This is a genomic window from Cellulosimicrobium cellulans, assembly GCF_006539945.1.
In the GTDB taxonomy this organism is placed as follows: Bacteria; Actinomycetota; Actinomycetes; order Actinomycetales; family Cellulomonadaceae; genus Cellulosimicrobium; species Cellulosimicrobium cellulans.
In genome coordinates this window covers 44,012-64,228 of sequence record NZ_BJNZ01000018.1, presented here as the reverse complement: position 1 = coordinate 64,228, position 20,217 = coordinate 44,012, and the positions used below count along the sequence as shown (strand labels likewise).

Below are 20,217 nucleotides of genomic sequence, written 5' to 3'. Positions count from 1 at the left end.
ACGATGTCCGCTGAGACGTCTGTGGGGACCGCGTCCGAACGTGAGGACGAGGACGGCCTGCGCCGTGCCGTGCACGGGTACCTCGCACGCTACGTCGACGAGCCTGCGTCGCTCGAGCAGGAGAACCTGCTGACCGGGGGCGTGCTGGACTCGTTGGCTGCCGCCGGGCTCATCTCCTTCCTGGAGCGGCGGTTCGGCGTCGTGGTCGCCGACGACGACCTGGAGATCGAGAACTTCGACTCGCTCGACGCCATCACCGCCTTCGTGAGGTCGAAGCTGTGACGACCACGGCGACTGCGGACGAGCTCGCGACCGCTACCGGGATCGCCCAGCAGATCCTGGGCGCGGGGACGCTCCGTGGAGTACCTGCGACGCTGGTCGCGGCCGAGCACGGCGGGCTCGGCCGCGACCACGCGGTGCACGGCGAGGTGTGCCGGCTGGTTGCCGAGGTCTCGCCGTCGCTCCAGTCGCAGGTCACGGTGCACTCGATGGTGTGTCGTGCGCTGGAGCGGTGGGGCAGCGCACAGGTGAAGGCCGTCCATCTTCCGGGTCTCGCCTCCGGCCGCGCGATGGGCGCGTTCGCGCTGACCGAGGAGGACGCCGGCAGCGACATCCGCGGGGTCGCGGTGCGGGCGGAGCCGACGACCGACGGGTGGCGCCTGGACGGGACGAAGCGGTGGGTCACCTTCGGGCTCGACGCCGACTGCTTCCTTCTCTTCGCGGCGACGACGGGCGGTCCGGTAGCGCTCCTCGTGCTGAGCACCGACGACGGCGTCACGCTCACCCCGTCCCCGCGCACGAGCGGGCTCGCGCAGTCGCGTCTCGCCGACCTGCGGCTCGAGAGCTGCGTGGTGCCCCAGGACCGTCGTGTGAGCAGCCCGGGCACCGCGCTGTCCCACGTCGCGACCGATGCCCTGCTCCTCGGACGCCTCAGCGTCGCGTTCGCGGCCTGGGGTCTGGCGCGGAGCGCCCTGCGTCTCGCCGTCGAGAGGTCCGTCGTGCGGAAGCAGTTCGACGGCCCGCTGCACGACCGCCAGCTGGTGCGCGGTCTCCTGGCCGACGCGTCCGTCGCGGTGGACGCCACCGCCGAGCTGTGCCGCAAGGCGGCACGGGCGATGGACGCACGCGACGAGTGGGCGGTGCACCACGTGCTCACGGCCAAGCTCTTCGCGAGCCGAACGGCGACGAGCGTCGCGGCGACCGCGGCCCAGCTCCACGGTGCGGCCGGTCTCGTCGACGGCTCGCCGGTCGACACGCTCGTGCGCGACGCGCGCGTCTTCGAGGTCATCGAGGGCAACACGCAGCTCCTGCAGGATCTCGTGGCCGGTCAGGTGCTCGCCCGGTTCCGCAGCGGTGACGACCATGACGCCTGAGGCAGCGTCGCAGACGGCGACGACGCCCGCACCGACGGTCAAGGCCGTCGTGTGGGACCTCGACGGCACGCTGTGGGACGGGGTCCTGTCCGAGGGCGGCGGGCAGCGACTGCGGCCTCACGCCGTCGAGACCCTCCGTGAGCTGGACCGGCGGGGGATCCTGTGCGCGATCGCGAGCAAGAACGAGCCCGGACGAGCGTTGGCCCGGCTCGACGAGCTCGGCGTCGAGAAGTACTTCGTGGCGCCGCAGATCTCCTGGGACGCCAAGTCGAGCCTCGTGTCGAGGGTTGCCGACGAGCTCAACATCGGCCTGGACACGCTCCTGTTTCTCGACGACTCCGAGTTCGAGCGTGCGGAGGTCGCCGAGGCGCACCCCATGGTCCGGTGCGTCGACCCGGCTGACCTCGGGGGGTTCCTCGACCGCGCCGAGCTGGACGTCGTGGTCACCCGGGAAGCGGGGGAGCGCCGTCGGATGTACCGGGAGGCGGCCGTCCGCAGACAGCACGAGGAGACCTTCGTCGGGCCGCGGTCCGGGTTCCTCGCATCACTGGACATGCACCTCACCGTGCGCGCGTCCGTGGCGGACGACCTGGACCGCGCGGTCGAGCTGACGCAACGAACGCACCAGCTCAACACGACCGGGCTCCTCTTCGACCGGGACGAGCTCACCGCGCTGATGTCGGACGACGACCACCTGGTGCTCTCCGTCGAGCTCGTCGACCGCTTCGGCGACTACGGGACGGTCGGGCTCGTGCTCGTCTCGGTCGAGGACGACTCCTGGCGGATCCGCCTGTTCCTCATGTCGTGCCGGGTCATGGGCCGCAACGTCGGCGGCGCGGTCCTCGCGACCCTGGCCGCCGGCGCGCGACGCGAAGGGCGGACGCTGACCGCGGACTTCCGGCCCAACGAGGTCAACCGACCGATGTACACCGTCTACCGGCTCTCCGGGTTCGCGGACGAGCCGGGCGAGGGCGACGTGCGGCACCTGCGGCTGAAGCCGGGCGCGTCGCTCGTCGCCCCCGACTACCTGCACGTCTCCGCGTCGTTCTCCGCACCCCCGCACAGGAAGAAGCCCTGACCATGGACGCTTTCACCGACCGCTGGGTCGACAAGTTCTCGAAGGTCTACGACGAGGAGCCGCTCGCGGACATCTGCTGGGTCACGACCTCGGTGAGCCCGGCGCTCCAAGGGCTGGTCATCGATCAGACGATCCCCCGGGGGTCACGCGTCGTGGACCTCGGGTGCGGCCCGGGTGTCCACTCGATCTTCCTCGCACGCCACGGGATGGACGTCGTCGGCGTCGACCGGTCGTCCGGGGCGCTGGAGCGCGCGCGGCAGCTCGCAGACTTCTACCAGGCCGAGGTCGAGTTCGTGGAGGGCGACATCCTGGACGTCCCCCTGCCGGACGCGACGGCCGACGTCGTCCACGACTCGTTCGTCTACCACAACGTCCGGCCGGAGGCCCGTGCGCAGTACGTCGCGGAGGTGGCACGCATCCTCAAGCCCGGAGGGCTGCTGGTCATGACCGAGTTCTCCGACCGGATGACCCCGGGGACCGGCCCGATCCGGCTGACCGGCGACGACATGACCCTTCCGTGGCTGGAGGACTTCACGGTCGAGGAGCTGCGTCGCTTCCGCAACCTGCCCACCGAGAAGCGCCCGGACCAGTGGCACTGGCTCGGGCTCTACACGCGTCGGACCGCTGGATGACGGCCACCGCGCCGATCACGCGCGGCCGGTTCGAGGGCAGGACCGTCCTCGTCTCGGGCGCCGGCCGGGGGATCGGGAGGGCGTGCGCCCTCGCGTTCGCCCGCGAGGGCGCCCACGTGGCGATCTCGAGCCGCACGGCGGACGAGCTCCGGTCGGTCAGCGCAGAGATCGCCGCTCTCACCGGTCGACCGGCTCCGTGGCGCACGATCGACGTCTCCGTCGAGGACGAGGTCGTGGCAGGTGTGGAGGAGCTGACCCGCGAGCTCGGGCACGTGGACGTCCTCGTCAACTGCGCCGGCGCCTTCACGAGCGGGCCCTCGGAGTCGGCAGAGGGTGACGTGATCCGCGCCATGCTCGCGTGCAACGCGCTGGGGACGATGCTCACGTGCCGCGAGGTGGGCCGGTCGATGCTCGAGCGGGGGTCCGGGCGCATCGTGAACTTCGCGTCCCTCCTGTCGTTCACGGCCTTCCCGGGTCGCACCGCGTACGCGGCGAGCAAGGGAGCCGTTCTGCAGGCGACCCGGTCGCTCGGTGTCGAGTGGGCGTCCCGGGGCGTCACGGTGAACGCGGTGGCGCCGGGGATGATCCGCGTCGAGACGGTCCATCCCCAGGTCGCGGCAGGCACGTTGAGCGAGGACGAGATCGTGAACCGCATCCCGATGCGGCGCCGCGGTGTCCCGCAGGACGTCACCGGACCTGTGCTCTTCCTCGCCTCCGACGACGCCGCCTACGTCACGGGCCAGACGCTCGTCGTCGACGGCGGCTGGCTGAGCTATGGCTACATCTAGCGGCGACGACGTCGCCGAGAAGGGACCGCGGATGACGAACCACGCGATCATCGGCTGCGGGCGAGTCGCGCCCAACCACGTGCACGGCTTCGGCGAGGTCGACGGCTGGTCCGTCTCCACCGTGTGCGACACCGTGCCCGGGCGCGCCCGGGAGTTCGCCGCGCAGCACGGCGTCCCGGTAGCGACCGACGACGTCGATCAGGTCCTCGACGACGGCGCCGTGACGAGCGTGTCGATCACGACGGGGCACGGCCGCCACGCCGAGCTCGTCGAGGCCGCACTGCTCGCGGGCAAGCACGTCCTCGTCGAGAAGCCGTTCGGCCTGAGCCCGGACACCGCGAGGGCGCTCGTCGACCTCGCCCGGTCTCGCGGGCTCGTCCTGTCGTCCGTGTCCCAGCACCGGTACGACCCGGTCGTGCTCGCCGTGCGCGAGTGGATCGCTCTCGGCCTTCTCGGCGAGATCACGTTCGTCACGGCGACGCTGCAGGCACGGCGCACGAGGGACTACTACGAGAGCTCGGACTGGAGAGGCACTCATGGAGGCGAGGGCGGTTCCGCCCTCATCAACCAGGGCTTCCACTGCCTCGACACGGTGCGGTGGTTGTGCGGTGACCTCGCACCGCAGGCGGCAGTCACGCGGACCGTCGCCCTGGGGGACGTCATCGAGACGGAGGACACGCTGTGCGGCCTGCTCACGACCCGCGGCGGAGCACCTGTGCTGCTGAGCGTCACGGTTGCGAGCAGCGTGGAGTGGCGGACCAGGATCGAGGTCGTCGGTACCGACGGCTCGGTCACCTTCGACCTCGACCACCCGGGGCGGCTGCACTTCTGGAGCGGCTCCCGCGAGCTGCACGTGCGTGCGGAGGCCGAGCGGGACCGTCGGGCGGTCGAGGAGCCGGTGGGCGTCTCCTACTACGGGGTCTCGCACAACCGGCAGATCGCCGACTTCTGCGCGAGCGTGGGATCGGGACACCCGATGCTCGTCGACGTGTCGGACTCCGTCGGGACGCTGGAGTCGATCACGGGCCTGTACCAGCATGCGGGAGCGGGAGCAGCGCGATGAGGCGAGTGCTCCCGGTCGCCACGCCGCTGGCCTACGCCTACCAGTTCTATGCGTTCCCGCTCGCGATCCTCGCGGAGCGTGAGCGGTCGCGCGACTGGGTCCTGAGCAACTACGTCCAGACCGCGTACGACACCGATCCGGGATCGCCGGTCCCCTTCTGCTTCTACGTCGACGACTTCACCCGGTCGCCGTGGCTGGAGACCCAGAGACTGACACGTGAGTGGTGCCTTCGTCGTGGGGACCGGATCGACGCCTTGGTGCGGGACGCGGTCCGTGACGGCTGGTACGTGTACCTGACGGTCAACGAGCGGTACATCCCCCGCAGACGCGCCTACGTCGAGGACGTGGACTATCCCCACGACGTGCTGGTCCACGGCTGCGACGACGACACGGACACCTTCGCGATCCTCGGGTACGACGAGGACCAGATGTTCCGGGCGACGACGGCACCGCAGGAGTCGCTGCGGACCGCGTTCGAGGCGATGGGGGACAGACCGTTCCACGACACGGGGATCGTGCTCTACCGCTACGACGAGACCGGACACTACCCGTTGGACGTGGCGCACCTCGCGGACGCGATCGAGGAGTACGCGACGGGCGCCAACACCTCGCGCCACCACGCCGACTGCACCGTGCCGCTCGACCGCGTCTGGGGTGCACGAGGCTACGAGCCGCTGACCGAGCACCTCGACGCGTTCGGTGCCGGGCGCGGTGAGGCCAACATCCTCGACGTGCAGGTCCTCTGGGAGCACAAGCGGCTGATGGTCGCGCGCGCTGAGCGCGCGGAGGAGCTGGGCGCCGAGGTCGACCACGTGCTCGGCGGCCTGCGCCGGGTCGAACGGCAGGCATGGGTGCTCCGCACCATGGTGCTCGACGCCATGGAGGGCGAGCGCGACCGGTTCCGCAGCGAGGGCGTCCCCCTGCTCACGGAGATCGCCGAGTCCGAGCGCAGTCTCCTCCCGGGTCTCATCTCGGGGCTGCGCGGCCTGGGAACGCGCCGTGAGGCGCTCGCCGTACCCGCCGTCGCGCACCAGGAGGACCTGTGATCGTCGTCGACAACCTCGTCCGCCAGTTCGACGTCACCGTACGTGACCCCGGACTCCGCGGGGCGCTTCGTTCGCTCGTCCGCCGGACGCACCGGACGGTGACGGCGGTCGACGACGTCTCGTTCGACCTGGCCGGAGGTCAGGTCGTCGGTTTCCTCGGGCCCAACGGGGCAGGGAAGACCACGACGCTGAAGTGCCTTGCGGGTCTGCTGACGCCGACGGCCGGACGCGTCGAGGTCCTCGGCCACGTGCCGTCGCGACGCGATCCGGAGTTCTTGCGCCAGATCGGCTTCGTCATGGGTCAGCGGTGGCAGCTCCACATCGACCTTCCGGTCTGGGAGTCCTTCGACCTCGTCCGTGTCGTCTACGGCCTGGGCCGACGGGAGTTCGAGCGCAGTCGCGACGAGATGGTCGAGCTGCTCGGGCTCGAGGCGCTCGTCATGACACAGGCCCGCAAGCTCAGCCTGGGTCAGCGGATGCGGTGCGAGTTCGCCGCGGCGCTCATGCACCGACCGTCGGTCGTCCTGCTCGACGAACCGACCCTGGGGCTCGACTTCGAGGCCCAGGTGCAGATCCGTGAGTTCATCACGGAGTACGTCGCCCGCACGCAGGCGTGCGTGCTGCTCACCTCCCACTACCTCGCGGACATCGAGGCGCTGTGCGAGAACGTCATGACGATCTCCGGCGGGCGGGTGACGTTCCGTGGTCCGCTGCGCGAGGTCCAGGCCATGGAGAGCGGTGAGAAGCGGCTGCGGGTCCAGCTCCTGGCGCCGATGTCGGAGCGGGAGCTCGCGAGTCTGGGGCTCGACGGGGTGACGACGGTCGAGCACACGCCGACGGAGCTCGTCCTGTCGGTGCCGCGCGGTCGAGCCGGTCGAGCGGTCGACGTGCTGGAGGAGCTCGACGTGGTGTCCGACCTCACGATGGTCGACCCTCCGATCGAGGCCGCGCTCACCCAGCTCTACCGGCGAGGTGCTGACGCGACATGACCGAGTCGACGGACACGGAGCGCGCGGCGGTCGAGACGCCGGTCGACGCGAGCCGCCCAGACCCGGACCGCTCGTTGCTGTCCGGCCCGCGGCACCTCGTGCGCGTCGCCGCGGCGCTTCTCCGTGCCGAGCTGCAGGCACGAGCCGCGTACCGGGCGCAGATCGCGATCGGAGCGTTCGGGTGGGTCGTGCCCCTCGCGTTCATGGCTCTGTGGCGAGGTGCCGCCGAGGACGGGCCGATCACCGGGATCTCTCAGGCGCAGTTCACCACCTACTTCGCCGTCCTCCTCGTGGTCTCGAACTTCTGGATCATCGGTGACGTCGTGTTCGGCACCGCGGGGCGGATCCACAGTGGCCAGCTGTCGGCGATGCTCCTGCGGCCGCTGCCCCCGACCCTGGTCCCGGTCGCGGAAGGCGTCGCAGTCAACGTGTACCGGGCTCCGGTGGCGCTGGTCGGCATGCCGATCGTCATCGCTGCTGCCGGGGGCACCGTGACGCGCGAACCGGGCGACTGGCTCCTCGCCGTCGCGATCGCCGTCGTCGGGATCGTCGCGGTGACGTACGTCGGCGCCCTCGTCGCCTGCGTCGCGTTCTGGATGACCAAGGCCGACGGGCTGATGGGCCTGGTCATCGGGCTCCAGTGGGTGCTCGGGGGCATGGTCGCCCCCATCGCCCTGATGCCCGGCGCGCTCCCGCAGGTCCTCTCCCACCAGCCGTTCTGGTACGCGGCAGGTGCGCCTGCCGAGATCGCGGCCGGGATCGGGCACCACAGCGCCTGGGTGCTCGTCGAGGCGGCCGTCTGGGTCGTGGTGCTGCACCTCGTGTTCCGCGCGTCGTGGCGCCGCGCGCTCCGTCGCTACGAGGCGGTGGGGACGTGAGCGCCGTCGACGTGCGGGCGGCACGTCTCGGGTCGCTGCGGCACACGGCTGCGGTGATCTGGGCAGGATGGCGGGCCACCCTGGTGGGGGCGACGGAGTACCGGTCGGACCTCGTCTCAGGAACCGTGGTCTCCGTGATCTGGCTCGGTGTGTCTGCCGTGCCCTCGATCGTCCTGTCCCTCCACACGGACGGTGCGGGCGGGTGGACGCTTCCGCGTCTGATGTACCTGCTGGCGATCTGGTACTTCATGGACGCCATCATGTGGATCCTCATCCAGCCGAACATCGGGCGCTGGGGGGAGGAGGTGCGCAGCGGGACGCTCGACGTGCTGCTGCTCAAGCCGGTCCACTCGCTGATCCTCTGCTCGCTGCGCACTCTCGGGGTGCAAGACCTTCCCAAGCTCGTGCTCGCCGTCGTCCTGGGAGTCCTCGCGGTGTCGAGCGGGGGCGGGCCGACGTCGGCGCCGGCGCTGCTGGGCAGTGTCGTGTGCGTCGGGTGCGGCGTCGTGCTCATGTGGGCGTTCGGTGTGCTGACCTCGTACAAGGTTCTCTCGCAGGTGCAGTTCGACGCGAGCTTCCTTCTTCATGCGGGTCTCAATCTCGGGCGCGTACCCGTCCCGCTGTACGGGCAGGTCCTCAGTCTGCTCCTGACATGGGTGGTCCCCGTCGCCTTCGTCACGACGGTCCCCGCACAGGTCATGTTCGGGATGGTGCCGGTCTGGATGACCGCGATCGCCGTGGGGATCACCGCGGCGGTCGTGGGCCTCGTGGTCCTCCTCTGGAACCGGGAGCTGAGGCGCTATGCAGGAGCGATGGGCTAGGTGTGGGCTGAGCCGGGACGCCGGGTGCAGCGCCGACCCGCCGCCGCGCGCGCCCCTATGCTGGCCGCGTGACCCTCACCGAGCTCGTTCCGGTCCCCGGCGGGGTGTTCCGCATGGGCTCCGACCGGCACTACCCCGAGGAGGGGCCGGCGCACGACCGGGAGGTCGAGCCGTTCCTGCTCGAGCGGCACGCGGTGACGAACGCGCAGTTCGCGGTGTTCGTCGCGGACACCGGCCACGTGACCGTGGCGGAGCGCGCGCTCGACCCGGCCGACTTCCCGGGAGCCGACCCGGCGGACCTCGTGCCCGGGGGCCTCGTGTTCACCCCGACGGCGGGTCCGGTCGACCTGCGCGACTGGCGGCAGTGGTGGCGGTGGCAGCCCGGGGCGTCGTGGCGCACGCCGCAGGGCCCGGGCTCCGACGTCGACGACCGCCCGGACCACCCCGTGGTGCTCGTCGCGTTCGAGGACGCGTCGGCCTACGCGGCGTGGGCGGGCCGTCGCCTGCCGACGGAGGCCGAGTGGGAGCGCGCGGCGCGGGGCGGGCTGGACGACGCCGAGTTCGCGTGGGGCGACGAGCTCGCGCCGGGCGGGCGGCCGAGGGCGAACACGTGGCGGGGCCGCTTCCCGTACCTCGACGAGGGGTGGGGCGGGACGTCGCCCGTCGGCTCCTACGAGCCGAACGCGTACGGGCTGGTGGACCTCATCGGGAACACGTGGGAGTGGACGGTCGACACGTTCACCCCTCGTCACGTCGTTCCCGGGACGCGGGGGCCGGACGCCGGTGCGCGGCCGAACCTCCTGGCCCCGACGACGTCGCCGCAGGTCGTGCGCGTCACCAAGGGCGGGTCTCACCTGTGCGCGCCCGAGTACTGCCGTCGGTACCGTCCCGCCGCCCGGTCCCCGCAGTCGGACGACAGCGCGACGACCCACCTCGGGTTCCGCTGCGCCGCCGACGTCGGCGCCGGCTGACGGACGACGAAGGCCCCCGCCACCGGCGGGGGCCTTCGTCCTGTGTCGAGAGCGGACGGAGCGCTCCGAGCAGCGTGAGCGCGTCAGCCGCAGGTGTACGTGATGCCGTCCTCGACGTGCGTACCCGGGCCGAGCTCGGCGCACTTCTCGGCCACCGTGGCGAGGCCGATGCCGAGCACGATGCCGACGACGATCGAGATCACCAGCACGACCGCACCGACGATGATGCCCGCGAGGGCGACGCCGTTCTTGTAGCCGGCCTTCTTCGACTTGTTGAAGGCGATGATGCTGAGGATCAGGCCCACGATCGAGAGGCAGCCGAGGAACGACAGCACGAGGCCGACGATGCCCATCGTCTTGCCGGGGTCCTGGGCCGGGGCGGAGTACCCGGGCGTGCCGCCCTGCGGGGCGTTGTACTGGGGAGCCTGCGGCGCACCGTACTGGGGTGCCTGCGGCGGCTGCTGGGGCTGGCCGGGCTGCGGAGCGCCGTACGCGGGCGGGCCGGAGGGCGTCCCGCCGGGCTGCGGGGTCTGGTCAGGCTGGTCGGGGGTCGACATGCGATCTCCTCGGCGGTGGGTCAGGGCCCGGCCAGTATGCCGGTCGAGGCCGCCCGGCGTCCCGAGCGCCCGCGGCGCGTCCCGAACACGGGTCGCCGGTTCGCCCGCCGTCCACCCGACGGGCCGACCGTCACGAGTCCCACACATCCGTGGGGCTGCAGGGCGTGGGGCATGCGCGATGATGGGGGCGTGAACTCTCGGAAGGTCCGATTCGTCCCTGTCGTCCTCCCCGTCGTCCTCAGCCTCGGCGCCGCTGCGGCGCTCGGTGGCTGCGCCGCGGAGGCCGCGAAGGCCGACGGACCGTCCTCGGGAGAGACCGGGCTCGTCGCGCGTGCCGCGGAGCCCAGCGACGGGGTCCTCGTGCTCGACTCGACCGACCCGGCGGAGCTGGCTCTGACGAGCAGCCAGGCGTTCTTCACGTCCGCGCCCGTCGTCGTCCTCGCCGTCGCCGACGACGAGGCGGCGCGGGCCACGGCGGCCGCTGCGGCGGTCGAGCTCGCCGCGCCCGTCCTGCTCGTCGGCGGGGCCATCTCCGACGGGGGGCTGCGCACGGAGCTCGCCCGGCTCGGCACGGTCGCGGTCGTCGAGGTCGGCGAGGCGGACGCGCCCCCGGGGCAGGACGACACGGGCGAGACCCCGGAGCGCGCGACGCTGGGCGACGTCGAGGGTGTCGAGCGGGTCCTGCTCGACGTGGGGGCGCTCGGCGCCGACGGGGCTCTCGACCCGCACGACCTCGACGACGTCCGCGTCGCGCTGCCCGAGCGCGGCGAGCCGGAGACGCTGACCGAGGTGCTCGCCCTCACCGAGCCGGGGGGCCTCGACGCGCCCGGGGGCCCGCAGGCCGCGGCGATCGCGACCGCCCGCGCGGCCGGGGCGGTGCCCCTCGAGGTGCCGCAGGGCGACCCGCGCTCCTCGGCGGAGGTCGTCGACGCGCTCGCGGCCGCGAAGGCGCTCGCGGTCGTGGGCATCGGGGAGAGCTTCGGGTCCGCGGAGGACCTGGCGTGGCGGCTGCGCACGGCCGAGGCCGGCGGCCTGCTCCCGAGCGGGTCGCAGCTCGTGCTCGCCGACGGCGTGCGGTACGTGGCGGTCGAGGCGGACGCGGTGACCTCCGGGCTCGAGGCGGTGGGGGAGTGGGCGGTGTCCGACGCCGTCACGCGCGCGCAGGACGCGGCGGCGTCGTACGCGGAGGCCGTACCGGAGGAGACCGTGGTCCCGGTGCTCGAGGTCCCGGCGACCCGAGCGTCGTCGAACCCCGGCGAGGACCGGGACTACTCGACCGAGATCCCGACCGAGGAGCTGTTGCCGCTCGTGGACGCGGCGGCCGAGGCGGGAGTCATGGTGGTGCTGCGCCTCGAACCGGGCCGCGCGTCGTTCGACGAGCAGGTGACCGAGTACGCGGACGTCCTCGCCCGCCCGACCGTGGGCGTGGCGCTCGACGTCGACGCGCGCCGGGTCGGTGACGGTTCGCCGTCAGGCACCGTGGACGCGGCCGAGCTGGGCGCGGCGATCGACGCGCTCGGCGAGGTCGTGCGCGCGGACGGGCTCCCGCAGAAGCTCGTCGTGCTCCAGCGCTCGGACGCGGACGCGATCCGGGGGGCGTCGGACCTCGACCTGGGGTCGGGGGAGGCGGCCGTGGTGCTCCAGTCCACCTCGGGTGACAGCTACGGCGCGCGGGTGCGCGACTGGGGGCTGCTCCTCGACGGGCTGCCGCAGGGCGCGGTCGGCGGCTGGACGACCGGTTCGTCGGACCCGGCCCGTGACGTCGAGGGCGTGCTCTCGCTCGACCCGAGCCCGCGGTACGTCGCGCCCTCGCGCTAGTCCGCAGGCGCTTGGCCGCGCCTCGAGCGGCGGGTTAGGGTGTGTCGCTCGCAAAAGCCGAATCGATTCGATCCCAGCCAGACGACGAGGTACCCGATGGTCTCGGTCATCCCCCAGCCCCTGCACGTCGAGCCCGGTACGGGCCACGTCCCGGTGACCACGCTGGAGGTCCACGCGCTCGGTCTCGAGCGGACCGCCCCGTGGCTCGGGGACCTGGCCGCCTCGCTCCTGAGCGCCCTCGACGGCGTCGCCGCGACGCACGACGACCCGGCGTCCGGCGCCGCTGCGGCCGCGTCGGGCTCCACGACCCCGACCACGCTCGTGCTCCGGATCGACGAGCCGGCCGGGCCGGAGGGTTCCACGAGCCCGGAGCGGTACAGCCTGGTCGTCGACGAGGCCGGGGTCACCGCGACCGCCGCCGAGCCCGCGGGGCTGCTCCACGCGGTGCAGACGCTGCGGCAGCTGGTCGAGGCGCCCGGTCCGGGCGACGAGCCCGCGCGGGTGCCCCACGTCGTCGTGCACGACGCGCCCCGCTACCCCTGGCGCGGCCTGTCCGTCGACGTCGCGCGGACGTTCTTCGGCCTCGACGCGCTGCGCACCGTGATCGACGTCGCGGCGGCGTACAAGCTCAACGTGCTCCACCTGCACCTCACGGACGACCAGGGCTGGCGCATCGAGTCGCCGTCCCGGCCCGAGCTCGCCAAGCTCTCCTCCGGGAGCGACACGTCCGGCGGGAAGGGCGGGCACCTGTCCCTCGCGGACTTCCGCGCGCTGCAGGACCACGCGGCCGAGCGCTTCGTGCGGGTCGTGCCGGAGATCGACGTCCCGGGTCACATCAACGCGGCGACGCACGTGTACGGCGACCTCATGCCCGACGGCGTCGCGACCGACGCCTACTCGGGCATCGAGGTCGGCTTCTCGCGCCTCACGTTCGACCTGCCCGCCACCGAGCCGTTCCTGCGCGACGTCTTCACGGACCTGGCGCACGCGACCGACGGCGAGCACGTGCACCTGGGCGGCGACGAGGTGCTGAAGATGGAGCCTGCGGAGTACGCGCGGTTCGTCGAGCTGTGCGAGCGCCTGATCCTCGAGGCCGGCAAGAAGCCGGTCGCGTGGCAGGAGGCCGCGAAGGCGCCGCTGCGCCCGGGCACGATCGTGCAGTACTGGGACACGCACCCCATGGACCTCGCCTACCTGGTCGACGCGGCGAAGGGCGGGGCGCGCATCGTCCTGTCGCCCGCGAACCGCGTCTACCTCGACATGAAGTACACGGCAGACTTCGGCCTCGGTCAGGACTGGGCGGGTCTCGTCGAGGTGCGCGACTCCTACGACTGGGAGCCCGAGGAGGTCGTGCCCGGCCTGCCGGTCGAGACGATCGAGGGCGTCGAGGCGGCGGTGTGGACCGAGCGCATCCCGACGCTCGACGCGCTGTTCACCATGCTCCTGCCGCGCCTGAGCGCCGTCGCCGAGGTCGGCTGGACCGCCCCGGACCGCAAGGACTGGGACGGCTTCCGTCGCCGCGTCGCCCGCGAGGCGCACGCCTGGCGCCGCGCGGGGATCGCGTTCCACGAGTCCGCACAGGTCGACTGGTGACGCGTCAGATCCAGGTGGGCAGCCACATGTGCAGGCGCCAGAACCAGTACGGCACCTGCCACGCCGTCCAGATCGGGTAGAAGAACACGCTGACGGCGCCGATCGTCGTGAGCAGGACCGTGAGCCCCACCTTCACGCGCGCCCGCGCGACCGGGCGGTGCTCGGTGCGCTCGAGCGCGAGCGTCATCGCGTAGACGAGCGTGAGCACGACCCACGGCGTGAACACGATCGAGTAGAACGTGAAGATGGTCCGCTCGGCGTAGAGGAACCACGGCGCCCACCCGGCGACGACGCCGCTGAGCACGGCGAGCGCGCGCCAGTCCTTGAGCCGCACGAGCGCCCAGAGCGCGACGAGGATCGCGAGCGCCGCCGTCCACCACAGGACGGGGTTGCCGAGCGACGTGATCGCGCGGGCGCACCGCTCGACCTCGCACCCGGCCTCGCCCGGGTCGTAGGAGCGCCAGTAGAACGACGTGGGGCGCCACTGGAGGATCCACCCGAGCGGGTGCGCCTCGTACGTGTGCTCGGACGTGAGCCCGTTGTGGAAGTCCCACATCTTGAGGTGGTACTCCCACAGCGACCGCAGGCCGGGCGGGAGCCACCGGACCCCCTCGCCGGGGTGGTCGACCGCCCACTGCCTCATGTACGCCCCGGGCGTGCGGAACCACGACGTCCACGACGCGAGGTAGGCGAGGGCCGCCGTCGGGAGCATGACGAGCGCGGCCGGGACCGCGTCGCGCACGAGCGCGTCCTCCCACCAGCGCCCGACGCCCGCGGTGCGGCGCGCCGTCGCGTCCCACAGCACCGACACCACGGCGAAGACCGCGAGGAAGTACAGCCCGGACCACTTGACCCCGCACGCGAGGCCCAGCGCGACGGCCGCCGCGAAGCGCCACCACCGCCACCCGAGCCCGGGCCCGTAGCGTCCGATCCTCCCGCCTGCGTCGAGGATCGCCCCGCAGCGGTCCGCGAGCCGGCGTCGCGCCTGCTCGCGGTCGAGCAGCAGGCACCCGAACGCGACGAGCACCCAGATCATGAGCATGTTGTCGAGCAGGCCCGTGCGCGAGTGCACGATCGCCTCGCCGTCCACCGCCATGAGCGCGCCCGCGACGATCCCCATCGCCGTCGAGGCGAACAGGCGCCGCGCGATCCTCGCCACGAGCACGACGGCGACCACCCCCACGACCGCGGACGCGATGCGCCACGACCACGGGTTCTCCGCCCCGCCGAAGAACCTCATCCCGAGCGCGATCATCCACTTGCCGAGCGGGGGGTGGACCACGTAGTCGGCCGTCGGGAGGAACGAGTTCACGTCCCCGGCCTCGAACGCCGGGTTCGGCTCCTCGGGCCAGTCGGCCTCGTACCCGACCTGGAGCAGCGTCCACGCCTGCTTGACGTAGTACGTCTCGTCGAACACGAGCGTGCCCGGGCGGCCGAGGTTCCACAGCCGCAGCACCGCCGCGACGACGGCGACGATCGCGACCCCGAGCCACCCCCACAGCCGGTCGTGCGCGGTCGCCCCGAGCGTCAGACGGCGGGGTCCGAGCAGAGCGAGCAGGAGGCGCTCGCGGTGGGTCAGGGCGGGCGCGTCGTCGGCGTCCTGCTCGAGGGGCGCGGGCGACGTGTCGGCGCCCGAGGGGATCCCGTCGGGCTCGACGCCGGACGGCCGGCCCGACGCGTCGGCGGGCTCGTGGGGGACGTCGGTCGTGTGCCGGGGTCCGGGGTGCGCGTCGGCGGGCGGCTGGGACACGCTGGCCATCGTAGGGGCACAGGGGTGTGGAACCCTGGGAACCATGTCTTCCTCGCCCGACGCGCCCGACGCCGACCGGCCCACGACCCCGCGGGAGGCCGGGCACCTGGTGCTGGGCGGCACCCCGATCGGCAACGCGGAGGACGCGAGCCCGCGGCTGAGACGGCTGCTCGCGGAGGCGGACGTCGTCGCGGCGGAGGACACCCGCCGCCTGCACGCCCTCGCCGGCCGGCTGGGCGTGCAGGTCGGTGGACGCGTCCTCAGCTTCCACGAGCACAACGAGTCCGACCGCGCGGACGACCTGCTCGACGTCGTCGACGGCGGCGGGACGGTGCTCGTCGTGTCCGACGCGGGCATGCCGAGCGTGTCCGACCCTGGCTTCCGCGTCGTCGCGCGCGCGGTCGAGCGCGGGGTCCCGGTCACGACGGCGCCCGGGCCGAGCGCCGTCCTCACCGCACTCGCGCTCTCGGGGCTCCCGACGGACCGCTTCTGCTTCGAGGGCTTCCTGCCGCGCAAGGCGGGCGACCGGTCGCGCGCGCTCGCGGCGCTCGCCGACGAGTCGCGCACGCTCGTGTTCTTCGAGGCGCCGCACCGCGTGGCGGAGACGCTCGCCGCGATGGCCGAGGCGTTCGGCGCGGACCGGCCGGCCGCCGTCGCGCGCGAGCTCACCAAGACGTACGAGGAGGTGCTGCGCGGGCCTCTCGGCGAGCTCGCGGGACGCGCCGCCGACGAGCAGCTCCGCGGGGAGATCTGCGTCGTGGTCGGCGGTGCGCCGCCGCGCGGTCCGGTGCCGCTCGCCGAGCTCGTCCCGGCCGTGCTCGCGCGCGTCGACGGCGGCGAGCGGCTCAAGGAGGTCGTCGCGGACGTCGCCCAGGACGCGGGGGTCGCGAAGCGCGACCTCTACGCGGCGGCCCTGGAGGCGCGCCGCCGCTGAGGCGGCGGGACCGTCAGCGCCCGACGGCGGTGCTCGGCTCGAGCGCGACCCCTGCCGCCGCGAGCTCCTCGCGCGCCGCGGCGCCCAGCTCGGGCGTCACCGGCACGGTGAGGTCGGTGAGGACCCGGGTGGCGAGGCCGAGCGCGTGCGCGTCGAGCGCCGTCGCGCGCACGCAGTGCGACTCGGCGATGCCGACGACGTCGACCGCCTCGATCCCGGCGTCGCGCAGGACGTCCGCGAGCGGCCGGCCGCCGACGTCGACCCCCTCGAAGCCGGAGTACGCGGCCTGGTACTCGCCCTTCTTCACCTCGGCGTCGGGCGCGAGGCCGGCCAGCGCGGGGTGCAGCTCGGCGTTCGGGGTGCCCGCGATCCCGTGCGGGGGCCACGTGTCGACGAAGTCGGGGTCCGGGCTCCAGTGCTCGCCCGGGTCGACGTGCCAGTCCTGGGTCGTGACGACGAGGTCGTAGGCGTCTCGGTGGTCGCGCGCGTGGTCGGCGATCCGCTGCGCGACCGCGTTCCCGCCCGCGACCCCCAGCTCCCCGCCCTCGCAGAACGTGGGCTGGACGTCGACGACGATCAGCGCGCGGCGCACCGCGGGAGTGTTCTCGCTCATGCGCCCACTCTGCCACCCGGGACGGGGGCGTGGGGGAGCCTGCGCGTGGGGGGCCGGGCCCGCCGGGCGCGTCCCGCGCGCGGGTGCGAGAGTGGGAGCAGCCGTGACCCGAGCACCCGGGAGGACCCGATGAGCGACGACCCGACGCCCGCCGCGACGCCTCCTGCCGGTGCGCCGGAGCGCCCCATCGGGTACTGGCTCAAGCTCGTGGACCGGCTCATCGACGAGAGCTTCGACGGCGTGTTCCAGCACTCGGGGCTCACGCGCCGGCACTGGCAGGTGCTCAACACGATCCGGGACGGCGTGAGCGAGGAGACGAGCGTCGACGGCGTCCTCTCGCCGTTCACGGGCGCGGCCCCGGGGGTCGGCCACGGGGCGAGCGCCGTGACGGCCGAGATCGACGACCTCGTGCGGCGGGGCTGGGTCGCGCGCGACGGCTCGGGCAGCCTGTCCGTGACCGTCGCGGGCAACCACGCCTATCACGACCTGCTCGACGCGGTGTCGGTCTCGCGCGAGCGGGTCGCGGACGGCATCAGCCGCGCGGAGTACGCGCAGACGGTCGCGACGCTCGAGCGCATGGCGCGCAACCTCGGCTGGGAGGGCTGAGCGCCCGTCCCGACGAGACGGGACGCGCGGCGTCCGGCAGCAGGCGTACCCTGCGAGACCCGCGACCCGCGCGCACCCCCGCGCCCGGGCACCCCGCACAGAGCTGGAGCACTGCGATGGAGTTCCGCCGGATCCCCGGTCTGCCGCCCTACGTCTTCACCATCATCGACGGGCTCAAGATCGAGGCACGCCGAGCGGGGCGCGACGTCGTCGACCTCGGGTTCGGCAACCCCGACCTGCCCAGCCCGCAGGTCGCGGTCGACAAGCTCGCCGAGGCCGCGCAGAACTCGCGCAACCACCGCTACTCCGCATCGCGCGGAATCCCCAAGCTCCGCGAGGCCGTGGCCGGGCTGTACCAGCGCCGGTTCGGCGTGAGCCTCGACCCGGACACGGAGATCATCTCGACCATCGGCGCCAAGGAGGGCTTCAGCCACCTCATGTGGGTGCTGCTGCAGCCGGGCGACGTCGCGCTCGTCCCGACCCCGAGCTACCCCATCCACATCTGGGGCCCCTACTTCGCGGGCGCCGACGCGCGCCAGGTCCCCATCGGCGACGGGACCGACGCCGCGGGGTACATCGACCGGATCATCGAGGCCTGGGAGCTGGGCTGGCCCAAGCCGCGCGTCGTCGTGCTGTCGTTCCCGCACAACCCGACGACGACGGTCGCGACCAAGGAGGACCTCCAGCGGCTCGTCGACTGGGCCCGGGACAAGGACGTCGTGCTCGTGCACGACCTCGCCTACGCGGACATGACGTTCGACGGGTTCCGTCCGCCGTCGATCATGGAGTGCGAGGGCGCGCGCGAGGTCGCGGTCGAGCTGTACTCGATGACGAAGTCGTTCTCCATGGCCGGCTGGCGCGTCGCGTTCCTCGTGGGGCGCCGCGACGTCGTCGGGGCGCTCGCCAAGCTCAAGAGCTACCTCGACTACGGCACGTTCCAGCCGATCCAGATCGCCGCGACCGTGACGCTCAACGAGGCGACCGAGTTCCCGCAGGAGATCTCGTCCGTCTACGCGTCGCGTCGCGACGCCCTGTACGACGGCCTCCAGCGCATCGGCTGGGACATCCACAAGCCCGGCGGCACGATGTTCGCGTGGGCCCGCATCCCCGAGCCCTACCGCGACATGGGCTCGATCGAGTTCGCGACGCACCTCGTCGAGGAGTGCGACGTCGCCGTGTCCCCGGGCGTCGGGTTCGGTCCCGGCGGCGACGAGTTCGTGCGGTTCGCGCTCATCGAGAACGAGCACCGCATCGGTCAGGCGATCCGCGGCCTCAAGCGCGGCCTCACCCGGCTGGCGTAGGCGTCGTCCCCGTCCACACGTCGTCCCCGCGCAGCACGGCGTCGGCGCCGCCGTCGTCGTAGATCGTCTGCCCGGTGACGTGGGTGTTCGCCGGGTCGGTGAGCCACAGCAGCAGGCTCGCGACCGACTCTGGCGACTGGTGCCCGTGCAGGGGCATCGGGACGGCGGCGTCGACCATGGCGGCGGACTCCGGGGTCGAGAGCAGCGCGGACGTCATGGGCGTGAGCACCGTCCCCGGGGCGACGGCGTTGAGCGGGATCCCTCGACCCGCCCACGAGGGGGTGACGCACTCGCGCCGCACCCACCTCGAGAGCGCCCGCTTGGACGACGGGTAGCTGAGGTAGCCGACCGCGGGCCCCTGGTCCGCGAGCGTCGCGGCGACGCGCAGCGCCGTGTCCTCGTCGTCGGCGAGGCACGCGGCGACGAGCTCGTCGGACACCGGCTGCAGGGTCGCCATGGACGAGACGACGGCGGCGCGCGGCGCGTCCGACCGCTCGAGCGCCGGGAGCAGCGCGGCGAGGAGCCGCGTGACGCCGAAGAAGTTCACGGCGACGGTCTTCGGCACCGGGGCGGCGATGCCCGCGCACGCGACGACCCCGTCGACGCGCCCGTCGGTGAGCGCCATGACGCGGTCGACGGCGGCCGCCCGGCCGTCGGGGGTGCTCAGGTCGGCCTCGACCTCGGCGTCGCGCAGGTCGACACCGACCACGCGGTCTCCCCGGTCGCGCAGCAGCCCGGCGGTGGACGCACCCACCCCCGACGCCGAACCCGTGACCACGTACGACCGCGACATGCGTACCGACCTCCTCGCCGGCTCCTCCGGCCCTCGGGGGAGCTTCCGGTACCAGCGTGCCTCGTCGCGGGTGGGCGCGTGGCCGCCGAAGGACCGGGTCGTCGGGCCAGAGGTCCTGAGGGTCCGGGGTCAGGCCGGCGCCGCCGTGGGCGGCGTCCGACCGTGACGCCCCTGGTACCTGTCGACCTGACGCCCCGCCGCGGCGACGGCGCGGTCGTCGACCAGGTCGTAGACGACCGTCCCGACCCAGACGATGAGCGTCGCCCAGACCCAGGTCCAGAAGCCGTCGATGTCGAACCCGCTCGACGGGGACAGCAGCGTGGTGACGATGAGCGAGCCGAGCACGGTGACGATCCCCAGGGTCCACGTCCAGCCGTGGACGTGCTTGCCGAGGAGCCGCACCACGAGCGGGCGCAGGAGGGTGATCGTCACGGTGAAGAGCGCGACCGCGACGAGCCCCCACAGCCAGCTCATGGTCATTCCCTCGAGCACCAGGTCGGCGATGCCGAGCGTCACCCCGTACGCGACCGCGGCGACGACGAAGCTGAGCACCTTCGGGTTCATGGCGTCCCTCCCTGAGGGCCGGTGAGGCGGGAGGACCCGCCTCCTTCTC

The 20,217-nt window shown here is 72.9% G+C and carries 21 protein-coding genes; 16 read left to right on the top strand and 5 right to left on the bottom strand.

The genetic code is table 11. The annotated features are described in order from the left end of the window. Nucleotides 1-3: 3 nt before the first annotated feature. From CCE02nite_RS13720 to CCE02nite_RS13670, 11 genes are all read left to right on the top strand, one after another. Nucleotides 4-282 carry an acyl carrier protein gene (locus CCE02nite_RS13720; protein ID WP_141390184.1) on the top strand — a complete coding sequence of 93 codons (279 nt, stop codon included), beginning with the start codon at nt 4-6 and terminating at the stop codon, nt 280-282. Continuing rightward, nucleotides 279-1,373, top strand: coding sequence for an acyl-CoA dehydrogenase family protein (locus tag CCE02nite_RS13715; RefSeq protein WP_141390183.1), 1,095 nt, complete (start codon nt 279-281; stop codon nt 1,371-1,373). The genes CCE02nite_RS13720 and CCE02nite_RS13715 overlap by 4 nt, the downstream gene beginning before the upstream one ends. Then, the gene (locus CCE02nite_RS13710; RefSeq protein ID WP_141390182.1) at nt 1,363-2,451 is read left to right on the top strand and encodes an HAD-IIIC family phosphatase; all 1,089 of its coding nucleotides are present in this window, start codon (nt 1,363-1,365) and stop codon (nt 2,449-2,451) included. The genes CCE02nite_RS13715 and CCE02nite_RS13710 overlap by 11 nt, the downstream gene beginning before the upstream one ends. A gap of 2 nt (nt 2,452-2,453) precedes the next feature. After that, nucleotides 2,454-3,083, top strand: a complete 630-nt coding sequence (locus tag CCE02nite_RS13705) for a class I SAM-dependent methyltransferase (protein ID WP_141390181.1) — start codon at nt 2,454-2,456, stop codon at nt 3,081-3,083. Then, nucleotides 3,080-3,871, top strand: coding sequence for an SDR family NAD(P)-dependent oxidoreductase (locus CCE02nite_RS13700; protein ID WP_141390180.1), 792 nt, complete (start codon nt 3,080-3,082; stop codon nt 3,869-3,871). The genes CCE02nite_RS13705 and CCE02nite_RS13700 overlap by 4 nt, the downstream gene beginning before the upstream one ends. Before the next feature lie 31 nt (nt 3,872-3,902). Continuing rightward, on the top strand, nt 3,903-4,934 hold the full coding sequence (locus tag CCE02nite_RS13695; RefSeq protein WP_170227316.1) for a Gfo/Idh/MocA family protein: 1,032 nt from the start codon (nt 3,903-3,905) through the stop codon (nt 4,932-4,934). After that, entirely contained in the window at nt 4,931-5,980 is a 1,050-nt protein-coding gene (locus CCE02nite_RS13690) for a hypothetical protein (protein WP_141390178.1), read from the top strand. Before CCE02nite_RS13695 ends, CCE02nite_RS13690 begins: the two co-directional genes overlap by 4 nt. Next, nucleotides 5,977-6,969, top strand: a complete 993-nt coding sequence (locus CCE02nite_RS13685; protein ID WP_141390177.1) for an ABC transporter ATP-binding protein — start codon at nt 5,977-5,979, stop codon at nt 6,967-6,969. The genes CCE02nite_RS13690 and CCE02nite_RS13685 overlap by 4 nt, the downstream gene beginning before the upstream one ends. Next, the gene (locus tag CCE02nite_RS13680; RefSeq protein WP_141390176.1) at nt 6,966-7,847 is read left to right on the top strand and encodes an ABC transporter permease; all 882 of its coding nucleotides are present in this window, start codon (nt 6,966-6,968) and stop codon (nt 7,845-7,847) included. The genes CCE02nite_RS13685 and CCE02nite_RS13680 overlap by 4 nt, the downstream gene beginning before the upstream one ends. Beyond that, nucleotides 7,844-8,668, top strand: a complete 825-nt coding sequence (locus tag CCE02nite_RS13675; RefSeq protein WP_170227315.1) for an ABC-2 family transporter protein — start codon at nt 7,844-7,846, stop codon at nt 8,666-8,668. Before CCE02nite_RS13680 ends, CCE02nite_RS13675 begins: the two co-directional genes overlap by 4 nt. 113 nt (nt 8,669-8,781) lie before the next feature. Further along, the gene (locus CCE02nite_RS13670; RefSeq protein WP_218027118.1) at nt 8,782-9,639 is read left to right on the top strand and encodes a formylglycine-generating enzyme family protein; all 858 of its coding nucleotides are present in this window, start codon (nt 8,782-8,784) and stop codon (nt 9,637-9,639) included. Nucleotides 9,640-9,722: 83 nt separating this feature from the next. On the opposite strand, the gene CCE02nite_RS13665 is transcribed toward CCE02nite_RS13670, so the two are convergent. Next, a complete protein-coding gene (locus CCE02nite_RS13665; protein ID WP_141390173.1) occupies nt 9,723-10,196 on the bottom strand; it encodes a DUF4190 domain-containing protein in 474 nt (157 codons plus the stop codon). A 189-nt stretch (nt 10,197-10,385) separates the two neighbouring features. Here CCE02nite_RS13665 and CCE02nite_RS13660 point away from each other — a divergent pair, with 189 nt between their 5' ends. Then, nucleotides 10,386-12,014, top strand: a complete 1,629-nt coding sequence (locus tag CCE02nite_RS13660) for a hypothetical protein (protein WP_141390172.1) — start codon at nt 10,386-10,388, stop codon at nt 12,012-12,014. Between the two features lie 96 nt (nt 12,015-12,110). Beyond that, nucleotides 12,111-13,607, top strand: a complete 1,497-nt coding sequence (locus tag CCE02nite_RS13655) for a beta-N-acetylhexosaminidase (protein ID WP_141390171.1) — start codon at nt 12,111-12,113, stop codon at nt 13,605-13,607. A 4-nt stretch (nt 13,608-13,611) separates the two neighbouring features. On the opposite strand, the gene CCE02nite_RS13650 is transcribed toward CCE02nite_RS13655, so the two are convergent. Further along, entirely contained in the window at nt 13,612-15,366 is a 1,755-nt protein-coding gene (locus CCE02nite_RS13650; protein ID WP_141390170.1) for a dolichyl-phosphate-mannose--protein mannosyltransferase, read from the bottom strand. Nucleotides 15,367-15,400: 34 nt separating this feature from the next. Between CCE02nite_RS13650 and rsmI the strand changes: the two genes are divergently transcribed. Continuing rightward, a complete protein-coding gene (gene rsmI, locus CCE02nite_RS13645) occupies nt 15,401-16,291 on the top strand; it encodes a 16S rRNA (cytidine(1402)-2'-O)-methyltransferase (protein WP_141390169.1) in 891 nt (296 codons plus the stop codon). Between the two features lie 13 nt (nt 16,292-16,304). Here the strand turns inward: rsmI and CCE02nite_RS13640 are convergent, their stop codons facing one another. Further along, nucleotides 16,305-16,904, bottom strand: a complete 600-nt coding sequence (locus CCE02nite_RS13640) for an isochorismatase family protein (protein ID WP_141390168.1) — start codon at nt 16,902-16,904, stop codon at nt 16,305-16,307. Nucleotides 16,905-17,033: 129 nt separating this feature from the next. Here CCE02nite_RS13640 and CCE02nite_RS13635 point away from each other — a divergent pair, with 129 nt between their 5' ends. Then, nucleotides 17,034-17,510, top strand: a complete 477-nt coding sequence (locus CCE02nite_RS13635) for a MarR family winged helix-turn-helix transcriptional regulator (protein WP_141390167.1) — start codon at nt 17,034-17,036, stop codon at nt 17,508-17,510. A 116-nt stretch (nt 17,511-17,626) separates the two neighbouring features. Then, nucleotides 17,627-18,811 carry an aminotransferase class I/II-fold pyridoxal phosphate-dependent enzyme gene (locus CCE02nite_RS13630; protein WP_141390166.1) on the top strand — a complete coding sequence of 395 codons (1,185 nt, stop codon included), beginning with the start codon at nt 17,627-17,629 and terminating at the stop codon, nt 18,809-18,811. On the opposite strand, the gene CCE02nite_RS13625 is transcribed toward CCE02nite_RS13630, so the two are convergent. Next, nucleotides 18,795-19,604: an SDR family oxidoreductase gene (locus tag CCE02nite_RS13625; RefSeq protein WP_141390165.1), complete on the bottom strand. Its 810-nt coding sequence runs from the start codon at nt 19,602-19,604 to the stop codon at nt 18,795-18,797. The genes CCE02nite_RS13630 and CCE02nite_RS13625 overlap by 17 nt on opposite strands. A 129-nt stretch (nt 19,605-19,733) precedes the next feature. Next, nucleotides 19,734-20,168 (bottom strand): phage holin family protein, encoded by a 435-nt coding sequence (locus tag CCE02nite_RS13620; RefSeq protein ID WP_141390164.1) that lies wholly within the window; start codon nt 20,166-20,168, stop codon nt 19,734-19,736. Nucleotides 20,169-20,217 lie beyond the last annotated feature (49 nt).